Raw genomic sequence first — 19,572 nt, forward strand, 5'->3', positions numbered from 1 at the left:
TAATCAGCCGCCGAGCGCCGTCTTGGCGTTCTTGTCGAAGCGCTGCAGGATCGCCTTGGGGTCACCGGTCTGCAGGCCCTGAAGCGCCGAGTCGAGGTCGGCCAGGACGCTGTCCATCTTGGGTGCGTTCACCGGGCCCTGTGCGTATTGCGCGCCGGCGATGAAGGCCGCGTCGTCCGGGTACTGCTGCTGGTAGGTGGCCTGCGCGTCGGTGCGTGACGGCATCACGCCGAACCCCTTGGCGAAGGACATCTGCTGGTCGGCGGTGGTCATCGCCTCGACGAACCGGACCGACTGGTCCTTGAACTTGCTCTTGGCGGCGATGCCCCAGCACTGGGTGAACGACAGCGTTCCCTTGCCCTTCGGGCCGGCCGGGAGCTCCTTCACGACGTACTTGATGTTGGGGAAATCGGAGCTGAGCGCGCCCTTGATCCAGTTACCCTCGATGGTCATCGCGGCCTTGCCCTTGCCGAAGGCCTCACCGGCCCAGCCGGCGTCGAGCGCCTTCGGGTACTTCGCCAGACCCTCGGTCAGCAGCGACTTCAGGTAGGTGAGGGCCTGCGCGTTCTGCGGGGTGTCGGCGGTCGGCTGCTTGCCGTCGGCGCTGACCCACCAGCCGCCCGCCTGCACCAGGAACGCGCCGATCCGGTCTCGGGTGTCACCGATCGCGAGCGGGGTCACGCCGCTCGCCTTGAGCTTGCGGGCGGCCGCGGTGAGCTGGTCCCAGGTGGTGGGGATGTCGGCGTCGGTGAGCCCGGCCTTGGCCCAGAGATCGGTGTTGATCTCCAGCGCGAGGGTGGAGGCGTCCTTGGGAACGCAGTACAGCTTGCCCTCGTAGGTGAACGACTCGTTGAGCTTGGGCAGGAAGGCGTCACCCTTCGCATAGGGGTCGAGGGCACCGACGCTCGCGTAGTCGGCGAACCGGGCGGCATCCACATAGAACACGTCCGGCGGGGTGCTGCCGGCCAGTGCCTGCCCGAGCTGCTGGACGATGTCCTGCGCCGGGGTGACGGTCGCGGTGTTGCCGCTCGACGTGGCCCAGGCGGCGGCCGCGTCCTTGACCGCCTTGGTCTCGGCGTCGCCGGACGACGCGATCATGATCTGCAGGCTGGCCGGCCCACTGCTCTGCTGGGTGGTCTGGTCGTCGAAGCCGCTGCCGCAGGCGCCGGCGGCGACGAGGGAGGCGGAGGCGATCGCGGCGAGGGCCGCCTTTCTGAGTTTCATGCCTATCTCCTGGAGGGGGGAGTCAGGCCGTCTGGCGCACCACCAACGACGGCGGGAGCAACAGCTGGGTGGATGTGGCCGGGGCGCGGCCGTCGAGCAACTCGGTGAGCAGGTGCATGCAGCGGGCGGCGGCTTCGGCGAGCGGCTGACTCACGCTGGTGAGGCCGATCGCGTGCGCCACCGCGGTGTCGTCGAAACCGATCACCGCGCGGCCGGGCAGCGCGCGCAGGGCGCCGAGCGCGAGCGAGTCGCTCGCGCAGACGACCGCGGTGAGATCGTCGGGGAACCGGCCGGCCGCTTCCGCGCCGGAATCGACTCCGTCGATCACGGCGACGGAGAGCCCGGTGACGTCGAGGCCGGCGGCGGTCATGGCGGCGGCCCATCCGGTACGCCGTGCGTCGCCCACGCCGGAACCTCTCGGCCAGCCGAGGAAGCCGATCCGTCGGTGGCCCGCCTTGAGCAGGTGCTTGGTGGCGGCGAGGGTGCCCGCGTCGTTGTCCACATCGACCCAGGAATGGGTGTCGGGGGCGCCCCACGGCCGGCCGAAGGTCACGAACGGCACGTCCCGGGCGGCCAGCCAGGACGTGCGCGGATCGCCGTGGTGGGTGCTGGTCAGCACGAACCCGTCGAGGTCGTGCGCGGTGAGCAGGTCGTCGTAGGTGGCGATCTCGTCGGCGTCGTCGGCGGCCGTGTAGAGCATGACGCGGTAGCCGGCCAGGGTCGCCGCGTCGGTGAGCCCATGCAGGAAACGATCGAGCACCGAGCCGTTGATGCCGTCGCTGCCCGACTCGATGCGCACCGCGATGAGCCTCGACCGGCCGGTGCGCATCTGCCGGGCGGCCTGATTGACCCGATAACCGAGGGAGGTGATGGCCGCACGGACGCGCTCGCGGGTCTCGGCGCGCACCACCTCGGGCGTGTTGATCACATTGGACACGGTCTGGCGGGACACCCCGGCCCGCTCGGCGACCGTGGCAATCGTGACCTTCTCCACCGTTATCAATCCCTTTCATCCTCTTGAACGATCAAAGCCCGATCCGGCATCATTGGATCGATCAAGTTGCGGATTTGTTTCGACCTTCGCACCACCCCCGGCACCTGTCAAGGAGATCTCGTGAGGCCGCTTCAGCCCCTCCTGCACGACCTCATCCCGACGATCGCCGCCCCGACCGTGGCACTGTCCGGTGCGGACGGTCAGATCAGACCGGCCGGAGTGCAGGGTGTCTTCCACGCCGACGGCCGGGTTCTCTCCACGGCGGTGCTGCGTCTCGACGACCGCGAGCCCGAGCCGATCGGCTACGCCCCGGCCGGGCCGGGCGCGACCCGGTTCGTCTCGGTGGCCCGCCGGCTCGGCGACCAGATCGCCGACCCGACGATCCGGGTGATCCGCACCCGACGGGTCCGCCCCGGCGCCGTCGACGAGGAGATCGAGATCGCCTCGACCGCCACCGTCCCGGTCACCACCACGGTCACCGTCGAGACCGCGAGCGACCTCGCGCCGCTCGAGGTGGTGCGCTCGGGCCGGAAATCCGACACCCGGCTCGACGTCACCGTCCACATCGACCCGGCCCGCACCTGGCAGGTCAGCCTCGCGCCCGGCCAGTCGGTGGTGCTGCGCTGGTCACTGACCGTCGACGACCCGAAAGCGGTGATGTTTCCCGGCACGCGCGGCGAGTGGTCCCGGCCCTCGGTGCGGGCCGACGACCGGCGGCTCCCCCGGCTCGTCGACCGGTCCCTCGACGACCTGGCCGCGCTGCGCCTCACCACCGCGATCGACGACGGCGACACGTTCCTCGGCGCCGGCGTGCCGTGGTATTTGACGCTCTTCGGCCGGGACAGCCTGTGGGCGGCGCGGATGATGCTGCCGCTCGGCACCGACCTGGCCATCGGCACGCTGCGGGTGCTGGCCCGCCGCCAGGGTTCGAAGGTCGACCCGGAGACCGGCGAGGCCCCCGGCAAGATCATGCACGAGCTGCGCCGGTCCGACGTGAGCGCGTCCCTGCCGGCCACCTACTACGGCACGATCGACGCCACCCTGCTCTGGATCAGCCTGCTCCACGACACCTGGCGCTGGGGGCACGACCCGGCCGAGGTCGCGGCCCTGCTGCCGCAGCTCGAGGCGGCGCTGGCCTGGCTGGCCGAGCACGCCGACCCCGACGGCGACGGCTTCCTCGAATACCTCGACACGACCGGCCACGGCCTGGCCAACCAAGGCTGGAAGGACTCGGGCGACGCGATCCGCTTCCACGACGGCCGCCGCGCCACCGCGCCGATCGCCCTGGCCGAGGTGCAGGGTTACGCCTTCCGGGCGGCCCTCGACGGCGCCGCCCTGCTGGACGCGTTCGGCCGCCCCGGCGGCGACCGCTGGCGACAGTGGGCGGCCGCGATGGCCGACCGCTTCCGGGCCGCGTTCTGGGTGCACCAAGGCCGGCATCCCGCCCTGGCCCTGGACGGCGACAAGCGCCCGGTCGACTCGCTGACCAGCAACATCGGCCACCTGCTCGGCACCGGCCTGCTGACCGCCGCCGAGGAGACGACGGTTGCCGCGGCGCTGGCCCGCGACGACATGTCCGGCGGCTACGGCCTGCGCACGATGTCGTCGAACGACCACGGCTTCGCGCCCCTGTCGTACCACTGCGGCTCGATCTGGGCCCACGACACCGCGATCGTCGCCGCCGGGCTGGCCCGAGGCGGCTTCGCCACCGAGGCCCTGACCCTGTTCGACGGCCTGCTGACCGCGGCCGAGACCTTCGACTTCCGACTGCCCGAGCTCTACGCCGGCGACGCCCGAGCAGACCTGTCCCGGCCCGTCTCCTATCCCGCCGCCTGCCATCCCCAGGCCTGGTCGGCGGCCGCATCCATCCTCATGCTGCAGTCCTGGATCGGCCTGACCCCCGACGTACCGTCCGGCGTCATCCACCTGAAGCCCCTGCCGAACGCCCCGGCAGTCCACGGCCTACGCATAGCCGGCCACGAGGTCAACTTCGACGGCACCACCCTGACCGGCCTACCGCCCACCCTCCGCGTGACCTGACCCCCACGGCCGGGCCCGCCCCCACGGACCAGCACGCCCACGATCGGCACGCCCACGAACCGGCACGCCTACCCACACCCCGCGCGTCGAGCCGCCACCGCGGCTGAGCCCGCCCACGAACCGGCACGCCCACCAACCGCCATGTCCACCAACCCGGCACGCCCACCCGCACCCCGCGCGTCGCGCCCCCATCGCGGCTGAGCCCGCCCACGAACCGGCACGCTCACGCGCACCCCGCGCGTCGAGAGCCCACCGCGGCTGAGCCCGCCCACGAACCGGCACGCCTAGCCGCCACCCCGCGCGTCCGCCCACCGCGGTTGAGGCCGCCTGCGAACCGGCACGCCCACGAACCGGCACGTCCGGCCGCCACCCCGCGAGTCCGCCCACCGCGATTGAGCACCCGCGGACCGGCCTGCCCGCGGACTGGCATATCCGACTGGCCTGGCCGCGGACCGGCACGCCCACGGACCGACCAAGCCGGCTGACCCGGCACGCCCGCGGATCGGCATATCCGCCTGGCTCGGCGCGGCCTCGAATCGGCATATCCGCCTGGCTCGGCGCGGCCTCGAATCGGCATATCCGCCCGGGTCGGCGCGGCCGGGGATCGGCATATCCGAGTGGCTCGGCGGCCGGAGCTGCGCTCGATGATCCAAGCGCGGCAACTCGCCAGCCTCCGGCAGCCGGCCGACGCACGATCGGAGTGGACCACGCCCGCGCGGAAAATATGACATGCCGCTTATATCGTCGCTGTCAGAACTGCTCCAGCTCGACCTTGTTGAGTTGGGGTACGGAGCGCGCAGCAAGGCCACAAGATCTGGGCGCGAGGTGGAGTGCGGCTCGGGCTAGCCCGGATACCCCTCCGGGAGGTCGGCAGGCCAGCGGTCGGCGGTGTAGAGCCGGGGCTTCCCCGAACAGGGCCGCCAGCCACAGCGGGGCGTCCGCGAGCGGAGCCGCCAGCCACAGCGGGGCGTCCGCGAGCGGAGCCGCCAGCCACAGCGGGGCGTCCGCGAGCAGAGCCGCCAGCCACAGCGGGGCGTCGCGAGCAGAGCCTCCGGCGGCGGCACGGCGGAGGAGTGGGCAGGGGTCTGGCGTTTGCGGCGGGCCCGCCCGGCGCGGGCGCGCGGAGGGTGAGGACCGCGCAGAGAGAACTGGGTGGCCGGGACTGGTCGCACGGCGTACCGAAAAAGAAGCGCAGGCGAACGACGCAGCCGGGGCGGAAGACGCGGCTCAGTCGAGCAGGGAGTCGATGCCGATCGTCAGGCCCGGGTTTTTCTGGACGTTGCGGACCGCCAGCAGGACGCCGGGCATGAAGGAGACGCGGTCGAGTGAGTCGTGCCGGATCGTCAGCAGTTCGCCGTCGGTGCCGAAGACTATCTCCTGGTGGGCCAGCAGGCCGGCCGCTCGGACCGCGTGCACCCGCACGCCGTTGATGCTTGCGCCGCGGGCGCCGTCTACCTCTTCCTTCGTCGCGTCCGGCATCGGGCCCAGGCCGGCGTCCTCGCGGGCCGCGGCGATCAGCTGGGCCGTGCGGGTCGCGGTGCCGCTGGGGGCGTCGAGCTTGCGCGGGTGGTGCTGTTCGATGATCTCGGCCGACTCGAAGTAGCGGGCGGCCTTGGCGGCGAACTGCATCATCAGTACGGCGGCGATGCCGAAGTTGGGGGCGATCAGCACGCCCACCTCGGGTTTCTCGGCCAGCCAGGAGCGCACCTGGGCCAGGCGCGGCTCGGTGAAACCGGTGGTGCCGACCACGGCGCTGATGCCTCGCTCGATCGCCCACTGCAGGTTGTCCATCACCACGTCGGGGGTGGTGAAGTCGACCAGCACCTCGGCATGGTTGTCGGAGGCGCTGAACAGCACGTCGCCCTGGTCGATCATCGCGACCAGCTCCAGGTCGGGGGCGGCGTCGACCGCCTTGCACACCTCTAGGCCCATCCGGCCCCGGGCACCGAGAACTCCCACGCGAAGGGTCACCCGACCAACCTATCGTTTGCGGGAAGCCCACCAGCGCTCGGCCCAGCCCACGGCGAGGAAGACCATGCCCACGTAGAACCAGCCGAGCAGCACGTCGATCACGTAGTGCTCGCCGGTGTAGACGAGCGTGAAGGTCATCGCCAGCGGGTAGGCGAGCAGCACCGGCCACCAGCGCTTACGGACCATCGGCAGGAAGAAGGCGACCGCCATCATCGCGTACGCGGTGTGCAGGGACGGCATGGCGGCCACCGGGTTGGACTGCTCGACCTGCAGCGCGTTGAGGGTGTTGCCGGCGCTGTGCAGGCCCAGCACGTCGAAGCCGCGGGAGGAGAAGCGGGCGACCGGCTCGGCCAGGTAGCCGTTCTCGGCGGCCCACCACGGTGGGGCGGCCGGATAGAGGAAGTAGGTGACCAGGCCGGCCATGCTCAGCGCGATCCAGCGGCGCATGAACCGGTAGGAAAGGCCGCGGCTGCGCACCCAGAGAACCACGGCGACCGTGGGCACGGTCAGGAAGTGGGAGATGTAGACCATCGTGGTCACGACCTCCCACCAGGGCACGTGGGTGGGGTCGTAGAGATGCTGCTGCAGCCAGATCGTCGGGATGCGGCCGCCGGTGAGCAAGCCGAACATGCCCTCGTCCGCGTCGATCATGAAGTGCACGTGCGGCGCGAAGAGCTTGTCGGCGGAGCCGCGCGAGACGTTGTAGAAGACCAGCAGCAGCGCGACCGGCAGCCAGTCCCGCAGGAACAGCAGGTGTTCCCGCCACGGCTGGTAGTTGCGCCACGCGATGGTGGCCAGCCACAGCCAGCCGAAGGCGGTGAGCGGGTCGCTGGTCGGCACCCCGACGAACGCCACGAACAGGCCGAAGGCCACCGCCCAGACCGTCATGCCGATGATCCGGCGCTTGCGCCGGTCGGGTGGGGCGGCGGCCTCGGGCGGTGTCTCCAGCGTTGTCACGGGGTCCAAGGTTAGCCGCGGGGAAAACTGGCCTCGTCGAACGGGCCGACCGCGGCCAGCGACATCGGCTGGGCGAGGAGCTCCGCGGCGATCGCGTCGACCTCCTCCTTGGTCACCGCGTCGACCCGGCCGAGCAGCTCGTCCACGCTCATCAGGTCGCCGTAGAGCAGCTCCGACTTGGCGAGCCGGCTCATCCGGGAGCCCGAGTCCTCGAGCCCCAGAACGTACGCTCCCTTGACCATGCCCTTGCCCCGGGCGATCTCCTCGGCCGTCAGGCCGTCGGCGGCCACCCGGGCCAGCTCCGTCCGGGCCAGATCGAGAACCTCCTCGATCTTGCCGGGCGCGCAACCCGCGTAGACGCCGAACACTCCGGCGTCGGCGTACTGCGAGGCGTACGAGTAGACCGAGTAGGCCAGCCCGCGCTTCTCCCGGATCTCCTGGAAGAGCCGGCTGGACATGCCGCCGCCGAGCACGTTGTTGAGCACGCCCAGGGCGAACCGGCGCTCGTCGCTGCGGCCGATACCGATCCCGCCGAGCACCACGTGCGCCTGCTCGGTGTCCCGGTTGCGGACGACCGTGTGCGGCTTCTGGTGACGGATCCGCTTGCTACCGGTACGCGGGTCGGCCGGGGCGGCCACGGGACCGTCCAGCGGCGTCCCGGCGAGCGCCTTGCGCACCAGGCGTACGACCGTGTTGTGCTCGAGGTTGCCGGCCGCCGCGACCACGATCTGCGGCGGCGTGTAACGCCGCCGGTAGAAGCCGTTGATCTGGTTGCGGGTCATCGGGGTGATCGATTCCTCGGTCCCCGAGATGAGCCGGCCCAGCGGATGGTCCCCGAAGATCGCCTCGGTGAAGATGTCGTGCACCTCGTCGCCGGGCTCGTCCTCGTGCATGGCGATCTCTTCGAGGATGACGGCCCGCTCGGTCTCGACGTCGGACGGCTCGAGGATCGAGTCGGCCACCGCGTCGACCAGCACATCCACCGCGAGCGGCAGATCGGCGTCGAGCACCCGCGCGTAGTAGCAGGTGTATTCCTTCGTGGTGAAGGCGTTGGTCTCGCCGCCGACCGCCTCGATCTCGGCCGAGATCTGCAGCGCCGTCCGCTTGTGGGTGCCCTTGAACAGCAGGTGCTCGAGGAAGTGCGAGGCGCCCGACATGTTCGGTGTCTCGTCGCGCGAGCCGATGCCCACCCAGACGCCGAGCGAGGCGCTTCGGGTGCCGGGGATCGCCTCGGTGACGATGCGCAGACCACTGGGCAGGGTGGTGCGCTTGGCACCCTCCTGCAAGATAATTGTTTTCATCCGATTCAGGGTGGTGGCGGGGCGGTCGGACGGGGTGACAACGCGGGCCGGCCTTCCGGCCGGCCCGCGCGAACTAGCTGTCACTGGTGATTACGCCTGCGGTGCGCTGCCGCGGTCGCCACGCTCGCCACCGGGGGCCCGCTGCCGACGACGACGCGGCTCGCCGCCACCGTCACCGCGGGGACCACGGTCCTCGCGCGGCGGGCGGGACTCACGAGGAGCCTGACCGTCGGCCGGAGCCGCCGCCGGGGCCTCCTCGCCCTCGGGGCGAACCTTGTCGAGGTAGATCTTGCCGCGGGCGTCGATGTCCGCGATCGAGACCTCGACCTTGTCGCCGACGTTGAGGAAGTCCTCGACCTTGTCGACCCGCTTGCCGTCGCCCACCTTGGAGATGTGCAGCAGGCCGTCGCGGCCGGGCAGCAGCGAGACGAACGCGCCGAACGCGGCCGTCTTCACCACGGTGCCGAGGAACTTGTCGCCGACCTTCGGCAGGGTCGGGTTGGCGATCGCGTTGATCCGCTCGACCGCGGCGTCGGCCGACGGGCCGTTCGTCGCGCCGACGTAGATCGTGCCGTCGTCCTCGATCGAGATGTCGGCGCCGGTCTCGTCCTGGATCGCGTTGATCGTCTGGCCCTTGGGGCCGATGACCATGCCGATCTTGTCGACCGGGATCTTCACCGAGGTGACCCGCGGGGCGTACTCCGACATCTCGGCCGGCGAGTTGATCGCCGCTTCCATCACGCCGAGGATCGTCGCGCGGGCGTCGTGCGCCTGCTGCAGCGCGCCGGCCAGCACGTCCGACGGGATGCCGTCGAGCTTGGTGTCCAGCTGCAGGGCGGTGACGAACTCGCTGGTGCCGGCGACCTTGAAGTCCATGTCGCCGAACGCGTCCTCGGCACCGAGGATGTCGGTGAGCGCGACGTACTGCGTCTTGCCGTCGACCTCATCGGAGATCAGGCCCATCGCGATGCCGGCGACCGGCGCCTTCAGCGGCACACCGGCGCTGAGCAGCGACAGCGTCGAGGCGCAGACCGAGCCCATCGAGGTCGAGCCGTTCGAGCTCAGGGCCTCGGAGACCTGGCGGATCGCGTACGGGAACTCCTCGCGCGCGGGCAGCACGGGCACCAGGGCCCGCTCGGCCAGCGCGCCGTGGCCGATCTCGCGGCGCTTCGGCGAACCCACCCGGCCGGTCTCACCGGTCGAGTAGGGCGGGAAGTTGTAGTTGTGCATGTAGCGCTTGGACTTCTCGGGGGCGAGGGTGTCCAGCGTCTGCTCGAGACGCAGCATGTTCAGCGTGGTGACACCCAGGATCTGGGTCTCCCCCCGCTCGAACAGGGCCGAGCCGTGCACCCGCGGCAGGACGCCGACCTGGGCGCTCAGCGGCCGGATGTCGCGCGGCCCGCGGCCGTCGATCCGGATCTGCTCGCGCAGCACGCGGGCCCGGACCTCGGACTTGGTCAGCGACCGGAACGCGGCGCTGATCTCCTTCTCGCGACCCTCGAACCGCTCGTCGAGCAGGTCGTGAGCCTTCGCCTTGATCAGGTCGAGGGACTCCTCGCGCTCCTGCTTGCCGGCGATCTTCAGGGCCTCGGCGGTCTCCTCGCGGAGGGCCTCCGCGACGGCGGTGAAGACGTCGTCCTGGTAGTCGAGGAAGACCGGGTAGTCGGCGACCGGCTTGGCGGCGACCTCGGCCAGCTCGCTCTGCGCGCGGCACAGTTCACGGATGGCCGGCTTGGCGGCCTCCAGACCGCTGGCGACGACCTCCTCGGTCGGCGCAACGGCACCGGCCGAGATCAGCTTGATCGCGTGCGGGGTGGCCTCGGCCTCGACCATCATGATCGCGACGTCACCGTCGGCGAGGACACGACCGGCGACCACCATGTCGAAGGTGGCCCGCTCGAGCTCCTCCAGGGTCGGGAAGGCAACCCACTGGCCCTCGACGTGCGCGACCCGCGTCGAGCCGACCGGGCCGCTGAACGGCAGGCCGGAGAGCTTGGTCGACATCGAGGCGCCGTTCATGGCGACCACGTCGTACGGGTGGGCCGGGTCGAGCGCCAGGATCGTCTCGACGACCTGGACCTCGTTGCGCAGGCCCTTGGTGAACGACGGGCGCAGCGGCCGGTCGATCAGGCGGCAGGTGAGGATGGCGTCCTCGCTGGGACGACCCTCGCGCCGGAAGAACGAGCCGGGGATGCGGCCGGCCGCGTACATCCGCTCCTCGACGTCCACCGTGAGCGGGAAGAAGTCGAAGTGCTCCTTGGGCGCCTTGCTCGCGGTGGTCGCGGAGAGGACCACGGTGTCGCCCAGCTGGACGATGACCGAGCCCGCGGCCTGCTTGGCCAGGCGGCCGGTGGAGAAGGTCACCTCACGGGTGCCGAACGCACCGTTGTCGATGACGGCGGTGCGGGACTCAGTTCCGAGAGCGTTCTGCTCTGTCATGTTGTTGCGGTACTCCTTCGTCGAGGACCCGGCGGTCTTCTACAGCGCGGTGTTCAGGCTGGCCGGTCTTCGATCGAAGTGCCCAGGATGGTTGGCCTGGGAACCACTACCGAGGACCGGTGTCTGTCTTGGCCTGGCGAACCGCGCGGGTCCGTGGGTTAAAGCTAGGGGGAGCGGCCCGGTCGGCCACTCCCCCTGAAGAATTATCGGCGGAGGCCGAGACGCTCGATCAGCGTCCGGTAGCGCGCGATGTCCTTCTTCTGCACGTAGTTGAGCAGGCGGCGACGGCGGCCGACCAGCAGCAGCAGGCCACGCCGGCTGTGGTGGTCGTGCTTGTGCACCTTCAGGTGCTCGGTGAGGTCGGCGATCCGCTTGGTCAGCATCGCGACCTGCACCTCGGGCGACCCGGTGTCGCCGTCCTGCGCCTTGTACTCGTCGATGATCTTGTTCTTGGTGTCTTGATCGAGCGCCATACTCTCCGAAATTCTGTGTTGCCGGATCAACGGTATTCCGCACCCGCGGCGTCGGGCAGGCACGCGGAACCGGTCGCTGGACAACCAGCGTCCTGTCAACCCTACCAGGGGGTCACCGGAGCAACGAGCGGGTCTCTTCCACGTCCTCGCGGATCTGCGCGACCAGCGGCTCGATGCCCTCGTAGACCCGCTGTTCGCGCAGGTGGGCGACGAAATCGAGGCTGACCCGCTCACCGTAGAGATCGCCCGCGAAATCCAGCACATAGGCCTCGACCCGGCGCTCCCGGCCGGAGAAGGTGGGATTGGTGCCGATCGACACGCTCGCCGGGTGCCGGCCCGCGTGCTCGCCGCCGCGGATCAGCCAGGCCGCGTAGACGCCGTCGGCCGGGACCGCCGCGTAGCGGTGCGTCATCAGGTTGGCGGTCGGGAAGCCGATCTCGCGTCCGCGCTGGTCACCGCGGACAACCACGCCGGCCAGGCGGTGCGGCCGGCCGAGCGCGGCGGCCGCCGCCCGGACGTCCCCGGCATCAACACAACTGCGGATGTACGTCGAGGAGAAGACCAGTCCGTCCGCCGCGACCAGTGGCGCGTCCTCGACCGTGAAGCCGAACGACCGCCCGAGCCGCTCCAGCACCGGCACGTCACCGGCCGCCCGGTGCCCGAACCGGAAGTTGTCGCCGACCACCACGACCGCCGCGTGCAGCGCCTCGACCAGCACGTCGTGCACGAACTGCTCGGCGGTCAGGTGGGAGAAGGACGGCGTGAACGGCACCACGCACAGCGCGTCGACGCCGAGCTGCTCGATCAGCTCGGCCTTGCGCACCGGCTCGGTCAGCACCGCCGGGTGCGAGCCCGGCCGCACCACCTCGGCCGGGTGCGGGTCGAAGGTCATCACCACCGACTGCAGGCCCAGATCGCGGGCGCGTTTCACGGTGTGCCCGATGATCGCCTGGTGGCCGCGGTGCACGCCGTCGAAGACGCCGATCGTGACCACCGATCGGCCCCAGCCCCCGGGCACCGACTCGTAGCCCCGCCACCGCTGCATGTCTCGTCCTCCCCAGCTCACTCGTCGGGCACAGCGTATCGGTCTTACCAACCGACCGAAACGCTACGATTAGCCCCGATATGCGCATCGACTGGAGCGTGCTCGTCCTGCTCGCGGCGGAGTTCACCTTCGCGGTGCTGTTCCTCCGTGCGCTCGGCGGCTACCTGCTGCGCCGCGACCCCCTGCAGGGCAACGTGACGCTGGTCTTCCTGCCGTGCACGGTGTTCTTCGGGGTGGACATCGCCCGCCGGCTGGCCGGCGGCACGCTGCCCATCTGGGTGGGCATCGCCACCACCACCGTGCTGCTCGCCCAGCCCTACCTCACGGTCCGGCTGGCCGCCCGGTTACGGGCGGTGCCACGGCTGCTCGACCGGCTGGTGCTGATGGCGTACATCGGTCTCGCCGTTCCGCTGCTGATGGCGGCCCGCCCGCTCAGCCCCGGCGGGTTGATGGCGATGACCCTCGGCTTCAGCCTCAGCGAGGTGGTCGCGGCCACCCTGCTCTGGGGCAAGGCCCGCACCCGGGCCGGCGCCAATCGCGCCCGGCTGACCATCGCGTCCGCGGCCACCCTCACGTTCGGCGTCATGATCGTATTCGTCGCCCTGGGCGCGGTGCACGGCCCTCAGCTGACCGCCGTGAGCCGGGTGCTCGCCCTGCTCAGCGGCCTCGGCTACCTGGTCGCCTTCATGCCCTCGCGCTCGCTGCGGCGGATGTTCTCCAGCAGCGCCGCCTGGCACGTCACCGAACGGCTGCTGCGCGCCGATGTCCAGTCCCCCGCGCAGGTCTGGCAGACGTACGCCGAGATCATGCGCGAGCAGACCGGCGCCGAGGCCGTCGCCGTGCTGATGCCCCGCCCCGACGGCCAGCTCGCCCAGACCGCGTACGCCGGGCCGCCGCTGCCCGAACTCACCCAGGTCGACGCGGCCGACATCACCGCGCTGGTCCGGGCCGGCCGCCCGGCCCGGCTGCGCGAAGGCACGCCGGCCCTGGTCGCGCACTACGGCGACCACCTCGGCGACAGCTACGTCACGGTGCTCGCCATGCCGGTGCCGCCCGACGTCGACGGCGCGGTGCTCCTGTTCAACCGGCACCGCACCCTGTTCCGCGACGACGACCTGCGCCTGCTCGCCGCGCTCGGCGGCCAGGCCGGCATCCTCGCCGAACGGCAGGCCGTCGCCGACGCGCAGCGCCGCCTGACCACCGAGCTGAGCGCGTCGGTCGAGGCGCTCACCGCGGCCAACCAGGCGAAGAGCGCGTTCCTCGCCAACATGAGCCACGAGCTGCGCACCCCGCTCAACGCGATCATCGGATTCAGCGACCTGATGCGCGTCGAGGAACCGGAGGGCGACCGGCGCCGCGTCCCTGCCGAGTGGGTCGACCACATCCACACCAGCGGCCGCCACCTCCTCGGCCTGATCAACGACATCCTCGATCTGGCCAAGATCGAGGCCGGCCGGCTGGACCTGCGCCCGGCCCCGCTCCGGGTCGACACCGCCATCACCGAGTTGCTCACCGGCCTGGCCCCACTGTTCACCACCAAGGGCATCACGGTGCGCACCGATCTGCCGGAGGCGACCGCGCTGGCCGACCGGGTGCGCTTCCGGCAGATCGTCGAAAACCTGCTGTCCAACGCCATCAAATTCACCGAGCCCGGCGGTTCGGTCACGGTCGCGGCACAAGAGGCCGGCGATCGGGTGTACGTGTCGGTAGCCGACACCGGGGTCGGCATCTCGGAAGAGGACCAGCCCCTGGTGTTCGAAGAGTTCCAGCAGGTCGGCGACCCCGACCGGCAACGCGCCGGCACCGGCCTCGGCCTGGCCCTGACCAAACGTCTCGTCGAGGCCCACGACGGCGAGATCACCCTGAGATCGGAGATCGGCGTCGGCAGCGTCTTCACCGTCCGACTGCCCGCCGAGACCGTCCTGCCCGCGCCGCACCCCGCGACCCGGGCACCCGTGACCGGAAGGAGCTGACCATGAGCACGATCCTGCTGGTCGAGGACGAGGAACTGAACCGGACTCTGGTCAAGGCCGTGCTGTCCCGAGCGTCCGACGAAACGGTCCGCACCGCCACGGTAGTGGACGCCACCAGCCTGTCCGCGGCCCGCGACCGGTTACGCGCCACCGACGTCGACCTGGTCCTGCTGGATATGAACCTGCCCGACGGCAACGGCCTGAACCTGGCCCGCGAACTGGCCGCCGGCCTGCTCCCGGCCGGCAAACGCCCGACGGTGGTGGCGGTGACGGCAAGCGTGCTCCCGCAGGACCGGGCCGCCGCGATCGAGGCCGGCTGCGACGACTTCCTCGACAAGCCCTACGCGGCCGCCGACCTGGTCGCGACGGTCGCCCGCCACTTGAGCTAGGCCGGGGCGAGCACGATCTCGGCGCGGGCGCGGCCCGCACGCTCCGAGACGATCGCCAGGACCTCGCCGTCCGGGCCGAACACCGCGTACGGACCGTCGATGCCGACCGGGTCGAGCGGGCCGCCGTGGCTGAGCACCCGCGCCTCCTCCGGGGTGGCCGTGCGCTGCGGGAAGGTCTGCCGGGCGGCGTCGGCCATCGGCAGGCCGACCACGTCGGGGGCGGTCTTCTCCAGCTCTTCGAGGGTGACGGCCTCGGCGAGCGTCATCGTGCCCACGGCCGTGCGCCGCAGGGCGGTGAGGTGCCCGCCCACGCCCAGGGTCGTGCCCAGGTCGCGCGCGATGGCTCGGATGTAGGTGCCCGACGAGCAGTCCACCTCGATGTCGACGTCGACCAGGTCGCCCGACCGGCGGATGTCCAGGACGTCGAGACGCGCGACGGTCACCCGGCGGGCCGGCAGCTCGACCGTTTCTCCGTCCCGTACCCGTTTGTAGGCTCTCTCGCCGTTGATCTTGATGGCGCTCACCGCGCTCGGCACCTGGTCGATCTCGCCCCGCTGGGCCGCCAGGCCGGAGTGGATGTCGGCGTCGGCGACGCCGGCCGCCGAAACGGTGGCCGTGACGTCGCCCTCCGCATCGTCGGTGATCGTGGTCTGCCCCAGCCGGATCGTCGCGGCATAGCTCTTGCCCGAGCCGATCACGTAGGTGAGCAACCGGGTAGCCCGGTTGACCCCGATGATCAGCACGCCGGTCGCCATCGGATCGAGCGTCCCGCCATGCCCGACCCGGCGCGTCTTGGCCAGCCGCCGAATCCTCGCCACCACATCGTGCGAGGTCATCCCCGCCGGCTTGTCCACCACGATCAGCCCGTCCGCGCTCACCCGCCCACCTTAGGGCCGCCCGGCGCGTGGCGTTCTCAGCGGGTGGCTCCGATGACCGCCCAGCCGCCGGAGCGCCAGCGCCAGACGATGGTCACGAAGCGGATCAGGACGAACAGGCCGAGTCCCGCCCAGACGCCGCCCAGCCCGAGGTCGAGCCAGTAGGCCAGCCAGATCGCCGGCAGGAAGCCCAGCAGCGCCGACGCGAGGGTGAGATTGCGCAGGTAGCGGATGTCACCGGCGCCGATCAGCACACCGTCCAGGGCGTAGACCACCCCGGCGAACGGCATCAGCCCGACGAACCACGGCCAGACGATCGCCGCCTGCTCGTGCACCGACCGGTCCGGCGTGAACCAGCCGGGCACCACGCCCGCGCCGGCCGCCGCCAGCACCGCGAATCCGATCCCGGCTACCCCACCGGCGATGGTCACCCGGCGGGCGACGTCCCGGGCGCCGTCCGCGTCGCCGCCGCCGAGCGCCGCCCCGACCAGGGACTGCGCCGCGATCGCCACCGCGTCCAGCGCCAGCGCGCTGAAGAACCACAGCTGCAACGCGATCTGGTGCGCCCCGACCGCCGCGACCCCGAAGCGGGACGCAACCGCGGTAGCCGAGAGGAAGCAGGCCTGGAAGGCGGCGCCGCGGATGAGCAGGTCCCGCCCGAGCGCGAGCTGCTGCAGGATGACCTGCGGTCGCGGCCGCAGCGCGCGGGTCTCCCGGATGAGCGCCGCCAGGAAACAGCCACCGGAGACGGTCTGCGCCACGACGTTGGCGACGGCGGAGCCGGTCAGGCCCCAGCCGGCCGGATAGACCAGGACCGGGCAGAGGATCGCGGAGAGCACGTTGGCACCCAGCACGAAAAGCAACGGCCGCCGGGTGTCCTGCACGCCGCGCATCCACCCGTTCCCGGCCGCGGCCAGGAGAAGCCCGGGGGCGCCGAGCGAGGCAACGCGCAACCAGCCGGCGGCGGCGTCCGCCGTGGTCGCGTCGCCGGCGAGGGCGGCGGCCAGTGGGCCGGCACCGATCTGGGCGAGCACGATGAGGACGGCGCCCATCGCGAGCGCGAGCCAGGAGGCCTGCACGCCCTCGGCCACGGCCGCCGACCGGTCGCCGGCACCGAACCGCCGGGCCGCACGCCCGGTGGTGCCGTAGGCCATGAGGTTGCCGAACCAGGCCGCCAGCGACATGACCGTCCCGCCGACCGCGACGGCCGCGAGCGGAACCCGCCCGAGGTGCCCGACCACGGCCGTGTCGACGAGGACGTAGAGCGGCTCGGCGGCCAGTACGACCAGGGCCGGCACCGCCAGCCGAGCGATGCCTTTCGCACTGGCCGACTCCCGCGCGCCGCTGCCGATGCCCGCCGACAGCTCGGACGCGGGATGCGTGGCCTCTGCCGGGTCGAGCGCGGCAGAGGACGGAGGCGACGTCGCGGGCTGGTCAGGCGGCCGGGCAGACGGGCTCATGGACAACCATGATGCCCGCCCAGCAGTAAGGGACGCAATTCAGTTGGGTGCTTACCAGCTACTGGCGGGTGTCCAGCGAGGTCTGCAGGGCGCGGCGCGCCTGCTCGCGGGCTTCATCGGTGGGCTGGGGCTTCGGCTTGGCAGCCATGATGGTCCTCCACGGTGGGTGGGGCGCGGCATCGCAGCGCGCGCCCAGAATCGGTCGAGCGGGGCGTCACGTGGCCGGTCCGGGGTCGCCGGACGCTTGGCGCGTCAGTGACGCGGCCCGAGTCGGTGGACCCGGGTGGCTCGAGGCCTCGCGGCGGGCGGTGGTGTCACGGCCGCGCAAAACCAAATCACCGTTAAGGACCAAACTATCGTTCAGGTCCGCTGATTGAGGCACCGTTCCCGTTGTTTGAGACAACGGACGTTGATCCGACACCTCCCGCAGGCCTCCGACGTGCGGAAACGACCCGTCGTCGAGACACGCGACTCTGGACACGCAGAGAAATCGCCCGCTTACAAATAGTAAGCGGACGGCTAGGGGTGCGTGCTAGATCAGGTTGGCTGCCAACAGGCCTTTGACCGTCGCGGCCACCTCTTCGGGTGTGCCGTGGCCGGTGAAACCCGCGGCCAGGCGATGACCTCCGCCGCCGAGGGACACCGCCACCCGGCTCACGTCCACCGCGCCCTTGCTGCGCAGCGACACCGACCAGTCGCCCTGTGGGGTCTCCTTGATCACCACGGCCACGTCGGCCTCGGCCACCCCGCGCACCGGGTCGATCAGGGTGTCCAGGACGTACGGGCGCTGGTCGTGGCGGGCCAGGTCGGCCTGGGTCGCGTACGTCCAGACCATGCCCTGGCCGCCCGCGGCGGTGGGATCGAGGGTGGCCCGGCCGATCACCTCGCCGGCGAGTTTCATCGCCCCGAAGGGGCGGGTGTCGAAGATCCGCCGGGAGATGTCGCCGGGGCTGATGCCGGCGGCGATCAGCCGCGCGGCCAACTCGTGCACCTCGGGCGTGGTCATGTCGAACTTGAACGAACCGGTGTCGGTGGCCAGCGCCACGTAGAGGCACTCGGCGATCGCGGCGTCGAGCGGGACGCCCAGCCGGGACAGCAGGCCGTCGACCACCACCGACGTGGCCGCGGCCCGCGGGTCGACCAGGTTGACCTGGCCGAACCGGGTGTTGGAGGCGTGGTGATCGAGCACCACGACGCAGGGCGCCCGCAACAGCGCGACCAGGTCGCCCAGACGGGATTCGGCGGCCACGTCGAACGTCATCACCAGGGCCGGAGCGCGGAAGGCCTCCGGTTCCGGCACGAGCAGCTCGACGCCGGGCAGGTCCTGATAGGGGGTGGGCAGCTCGAAATCGCCGGGGAAGGTCGCCCGCAGCCGGGTGATGCCCCGCTCGCGCAGGGCCAGGGCGAAGCCCAGCATGCTGCCCAGCGCGTCCCCGTCCGGGTTCACGTGGCAGATCAGCTGGACCTCGTCACCGTCCGGACCGGGAGTGAGCCCGCGGACCGCGTCGACGGCCGCGGACCACTCCGTTTCGGTCACTCCCCCGGGTGAGGCATTAGTCACCCGAGGTCCTCGCGCGCGCCCACCCGCTCGGCGCCCTCGTCCTCGTCGTCCTCGTCGTCCGCCTTGTAGGGGTCGGGATCGCCGGCGTACTGCTTGCCGGCCGCGAGGCGCTGAACCTCCTCGTCGCGGAGGCGGGCCTCGGCGAGCAGGTCCTCCATCTCCTTGGCGTGGTCCATCACGTTGTCCTGCACGAACGCCAGACTCGGCGAGTGCCGCAGGCCCAGCGCGTGGCCGACACGGGTGCGCAGCATGCCCTTGGCGCTCTCCAGCGCCGCCTGCGTGCCGGCCTGCTCGGTCGGGTCGCCCAGAACCGTGTAGTAGACGGTGGCCTCGCGGAGGTCGCCGGTGATCCGGGCGTCCGTGATCGTCACCATGCCGAGCCGGGGGTCTTTGATCTCACGCACCAGCGACGCCACCAGTTCCTTGACGCGCTCCGCGTGTCGACGCGTCTTGGCCGGGTCCGACATATCGCCCACCTCCGACTGTAATTACCGCGGGTCCGTACTGCTCCCGCCCAACTGCTGAAGCGTACCCACGCCGTGTTGCACACGAACGCCCCGGCAGCCGGGCTAATCCTCGTCGCCGTAGAGCCGGCGCCGGACCGACAACAGCTCGATCTCGGGACGGCCGGCCATTTGGTTCTCGCAGGTGTCGATCACGGCGCGGGCCTGTCCGGCCTCCGCCGCGACCACGGCCACGCCGATCTGGGCCCGGCCGTACAGATCGTGGAAACCGACCTCGGCCACGCTCACCTCGTACTTCTTGAGCATCGCCAGGATCGGGCGGACATAAGAACGCTTCTGCTTGAGCGTGCGCGAGTCGCCCGGCAGGAGCAGGTCGAACACTGCGGTTTCGGTAAACATCAGCGAG

General features: G+C 71.1%; 16 protein-coding genes. 3 read left to right on the forward strand and 13 right to left on the reverse strand.

Going from position 1 to position 19,572, the window contains the following annotated elements:
• Positions 1–3: 3 nt before the first annotated feature.
• Together Ato02nite_RS06270 and Ato02nite_RS06275 are read right to left on the reverse strand one after the other, a co-directional pair.
• Positions 4–1,224 carry a sugar ABC transporter substrate-binding protein gene (locus Ato02nite_RS06270; protein WP_213005417.1) on the reverse strand — a complete coding sequence of 407 codons (1,221 nt, stop codon included), beginning with the start codon at positions 1,222–1,224 and terminating at the stop codon, positions 4–6.
• A 22-nt stretch (positions 1,225–1,246) separates the two neighbouring features.
• Complete coding sequence (locus tag Ato02nite_RS06275) at positions 1,247–2,218, reverse strand: LacI family DNA-binding transcriptional regulator (RefSeq protein WP_213005418.1); 972 nt, start codon at positions 2,216–2,218, stop codon at positions 1,247–1,249.
• 120 nt (positions 2,219–2,338) lie between these two features.
• On the opposite strand from Ato02nite_RS06275, the gene Ato02nite_RS06280 reads away from it, so the two are divergent.
• Positions 2,339–4,258: a glycogen debranching N-terminal domain-containing protein gene (locus tag Ato02nite_RS06280; protein ID WP_213005419.1), complete on the forward strand. Its 1,920-nt coding sequence runs from the start codon at positions 2,339–2,341 to the stop codon at positions 4,256–4,258.
• Positions 4,259–5,485: 1,227 nt separating this feature from the next.
• On the opposite strand, the gene dapB is transcribed toward Ato02nite_RS06280, so the two are convergent.
• From dapB to Ato02nite_RS06310, 6 genes are all read right to left on the reverse strand, one after another.
• Positions 5,486–6,229 (reverse strand): 4-hydroxy-tetrahydrodipicolinate reductase, encoded by a 744-nt coding sequence (dapB, locus tag Ato02nite_RS06285; RefSeq protein WP_281419696.1) that lies wholly within the window; start codon positions 6,227–6,229, stop codon positions 5,486–5,488.
• A 9-nt stretch (positions 6,230–6,238) separates the two neighbouring features.
• Positions 6,239–7,117: a phosphatase PAP2 family protein gene (locus Ato02nite_RS06290; protein WP_246606198.1), complete on the reverse strand. Its 879-nt coding sequence runs from the start codon at positions 7,115–7,117 to the stop codon at positions 6,239–6,241.
• Positions 7,118–7,197: 80 nt separating this feature from the next.
• Complete coding sequence (locus Ato02nite_RS06295) at positions 7,198–8,571, reverse strand: M16 family metallopeptidase (RefSeq protein WP_438873015.1); 1,374 nt, start codon at positions 8,569–8,571, stop codon at positions 7,198–7,200.
• Between the two features lie 6 nt (positions 8,572–8,577).
• Positions 8,578–10,926 carry a polyribonucleotide nucleotidyltransferase gene (locus Ato02nite_RS06300; RefSeq protein WP_213005422.1) on the reverse strand — a complete coding sequence of 783 codons (2,349 nt, stop codon included), beginning with the start codon at positions 10,924–10,926 and terminating at the stop codon, positions 8,578–8,580.
• A gap of 203 nt (positions 10,927–11,129) precedes the next feature.
• The gene (gene rpsO, locus Ato02nite_RS06305; RefSeq protein ID WP_203800271.1) at positions 11,130–11,399 is read right to left on the reverse strand and encodes a 30S ribosomal protein S15; all 270 of its coding nucleotides are present in this window, start codon (positions 11,397–11,399) and stop codon (positions 11,130–11,132) included.
• 112 nt (positions 11,400–11,511) lie between these two features.
• The gene (locus tag Ato02nite_RS06310) at positions 11,512–12,444 is read right to left on the reverse strand and encodes a bifunctional riboflavin kinase/FAD synthetase (protein ID WP_213005423.1); all 933 of its coding nucleotides are present in this window, start codon (positions 12,442–12,444) and stop codon (positions 11,512–11,514) included.
• An 80-nt stretch (positions 12,445–12,524) separates the two neighbouring features.
• Here Ato02nite_RS06310 and Ato02nite_RS06315 point away from each other — a divergent pair, with 80 nt between their 5' ends.
• Together Ato02nite_RS06315 and Ato02nite_RS06320 are read left to right on the forward strand one after the other, a co-directional pair.
• Complete coding sequence (locus tag Ato02nite_RS06315) at positions 12,525–14,417, forward strand: sensor histidine kinase (RefSeq protein ID WP_213005424.1); 1,893 nt, start codon at positions 12,525–12,527, stop codon at positions 14,415–14,417.
• Between the two features lie 2 nt (positions 14,418–14,419).
• Entirely contained in the window at positions 14,420–14,806 is a 387-nt protein-coding gene (locus Ato02nite_RS06320; protein ID WP_213005425.1) for a response regulator, read from the forward strand.
• Here the strand turns inward: Ato02nite_RS06320 and truB are convergent.
• The 5 genes from truB to Ato02nite_RS06345 form a co-directional block, all read right to left on the reverse strand.
• Positions 14,803–15,642 (reverse strand): tRNA pseudouridine(55) synthase TruB, encoded by an 840-nt coding sequence (gene truB, locus Ato02nite_RS06325; RefSeq protein ID WP_246606199.1) that lies wholly within the window; start codon positions 15,640–15,642, stop codon positions 14,803–14,805. The two genes, Ato02nite_RS06320 and truB, sit on opposite strands and share 4 nt — an antisense overlap.
• A 77-nt stretch (positions 15,643–15,719) precedes the next feature.
• Complete coding sequence (locus Ato02nite_RS06330; protein ID WP_438873016.1) at positions 15,720–17,141, reverse strand: MATE family efflux transporter; 1,422 nt, start codon at positions 17,139–17,141, stop codon at positions 15,720–15,722.
• 532 nt (positions 17,142–17,673) lie between these two features.
• Positions 17,674–18,678: a DHH family phosphoesterase gene (locus tag Ato02nite_RS06335; protein WP_213005427.1), complete on the reverse strand. Its 1,005-nt coding sequence runs from the start codon at positions 18,676–18,678 to the stop codon at positions 17,674–17,676.
• Positions 18,679–18,698: 20 nt separating this feature from the next.
• Positions 18,699–19,169 (reverse strand): 30S ribosome-binding factor RbfA, encoded by a 471-nt coding sequence (rbfA, locus tag Ato02nite_RS06340; RefSeq protein WP_213005428.1) that lies wholly within the window; start codon positions 19,167–19,169, stop codon positions 18,699–18,701.
• Positions 19,170–19,271: 102 nt separating this feature from the next.
• Complete coding sequence (locus tag Ato02nite_RS06345) at positions 19,272–19,565, reverse strand: DUF503 domain-containing protein (protein ID WP_213005429.1); 294 nt, start codon at positions 19,563–19,565, stop codon at positions 19,272–19,274.
• Between the last annotated feature and the right edge of the window lie 7 nt (positions 19,566–19,572).

The sequence above is a fragment of the Paractinoplanes toevensis genome (assembly GCF_018332695.1).
In the GTDB taxonomy this organism is placed as follows: domain Bacteria; phylum Actinomycetota; class Actinomycetes; order Mycobacteriales; family Micromonosporaceae; genus Actinoplanes; species Actinoplanes toevensis.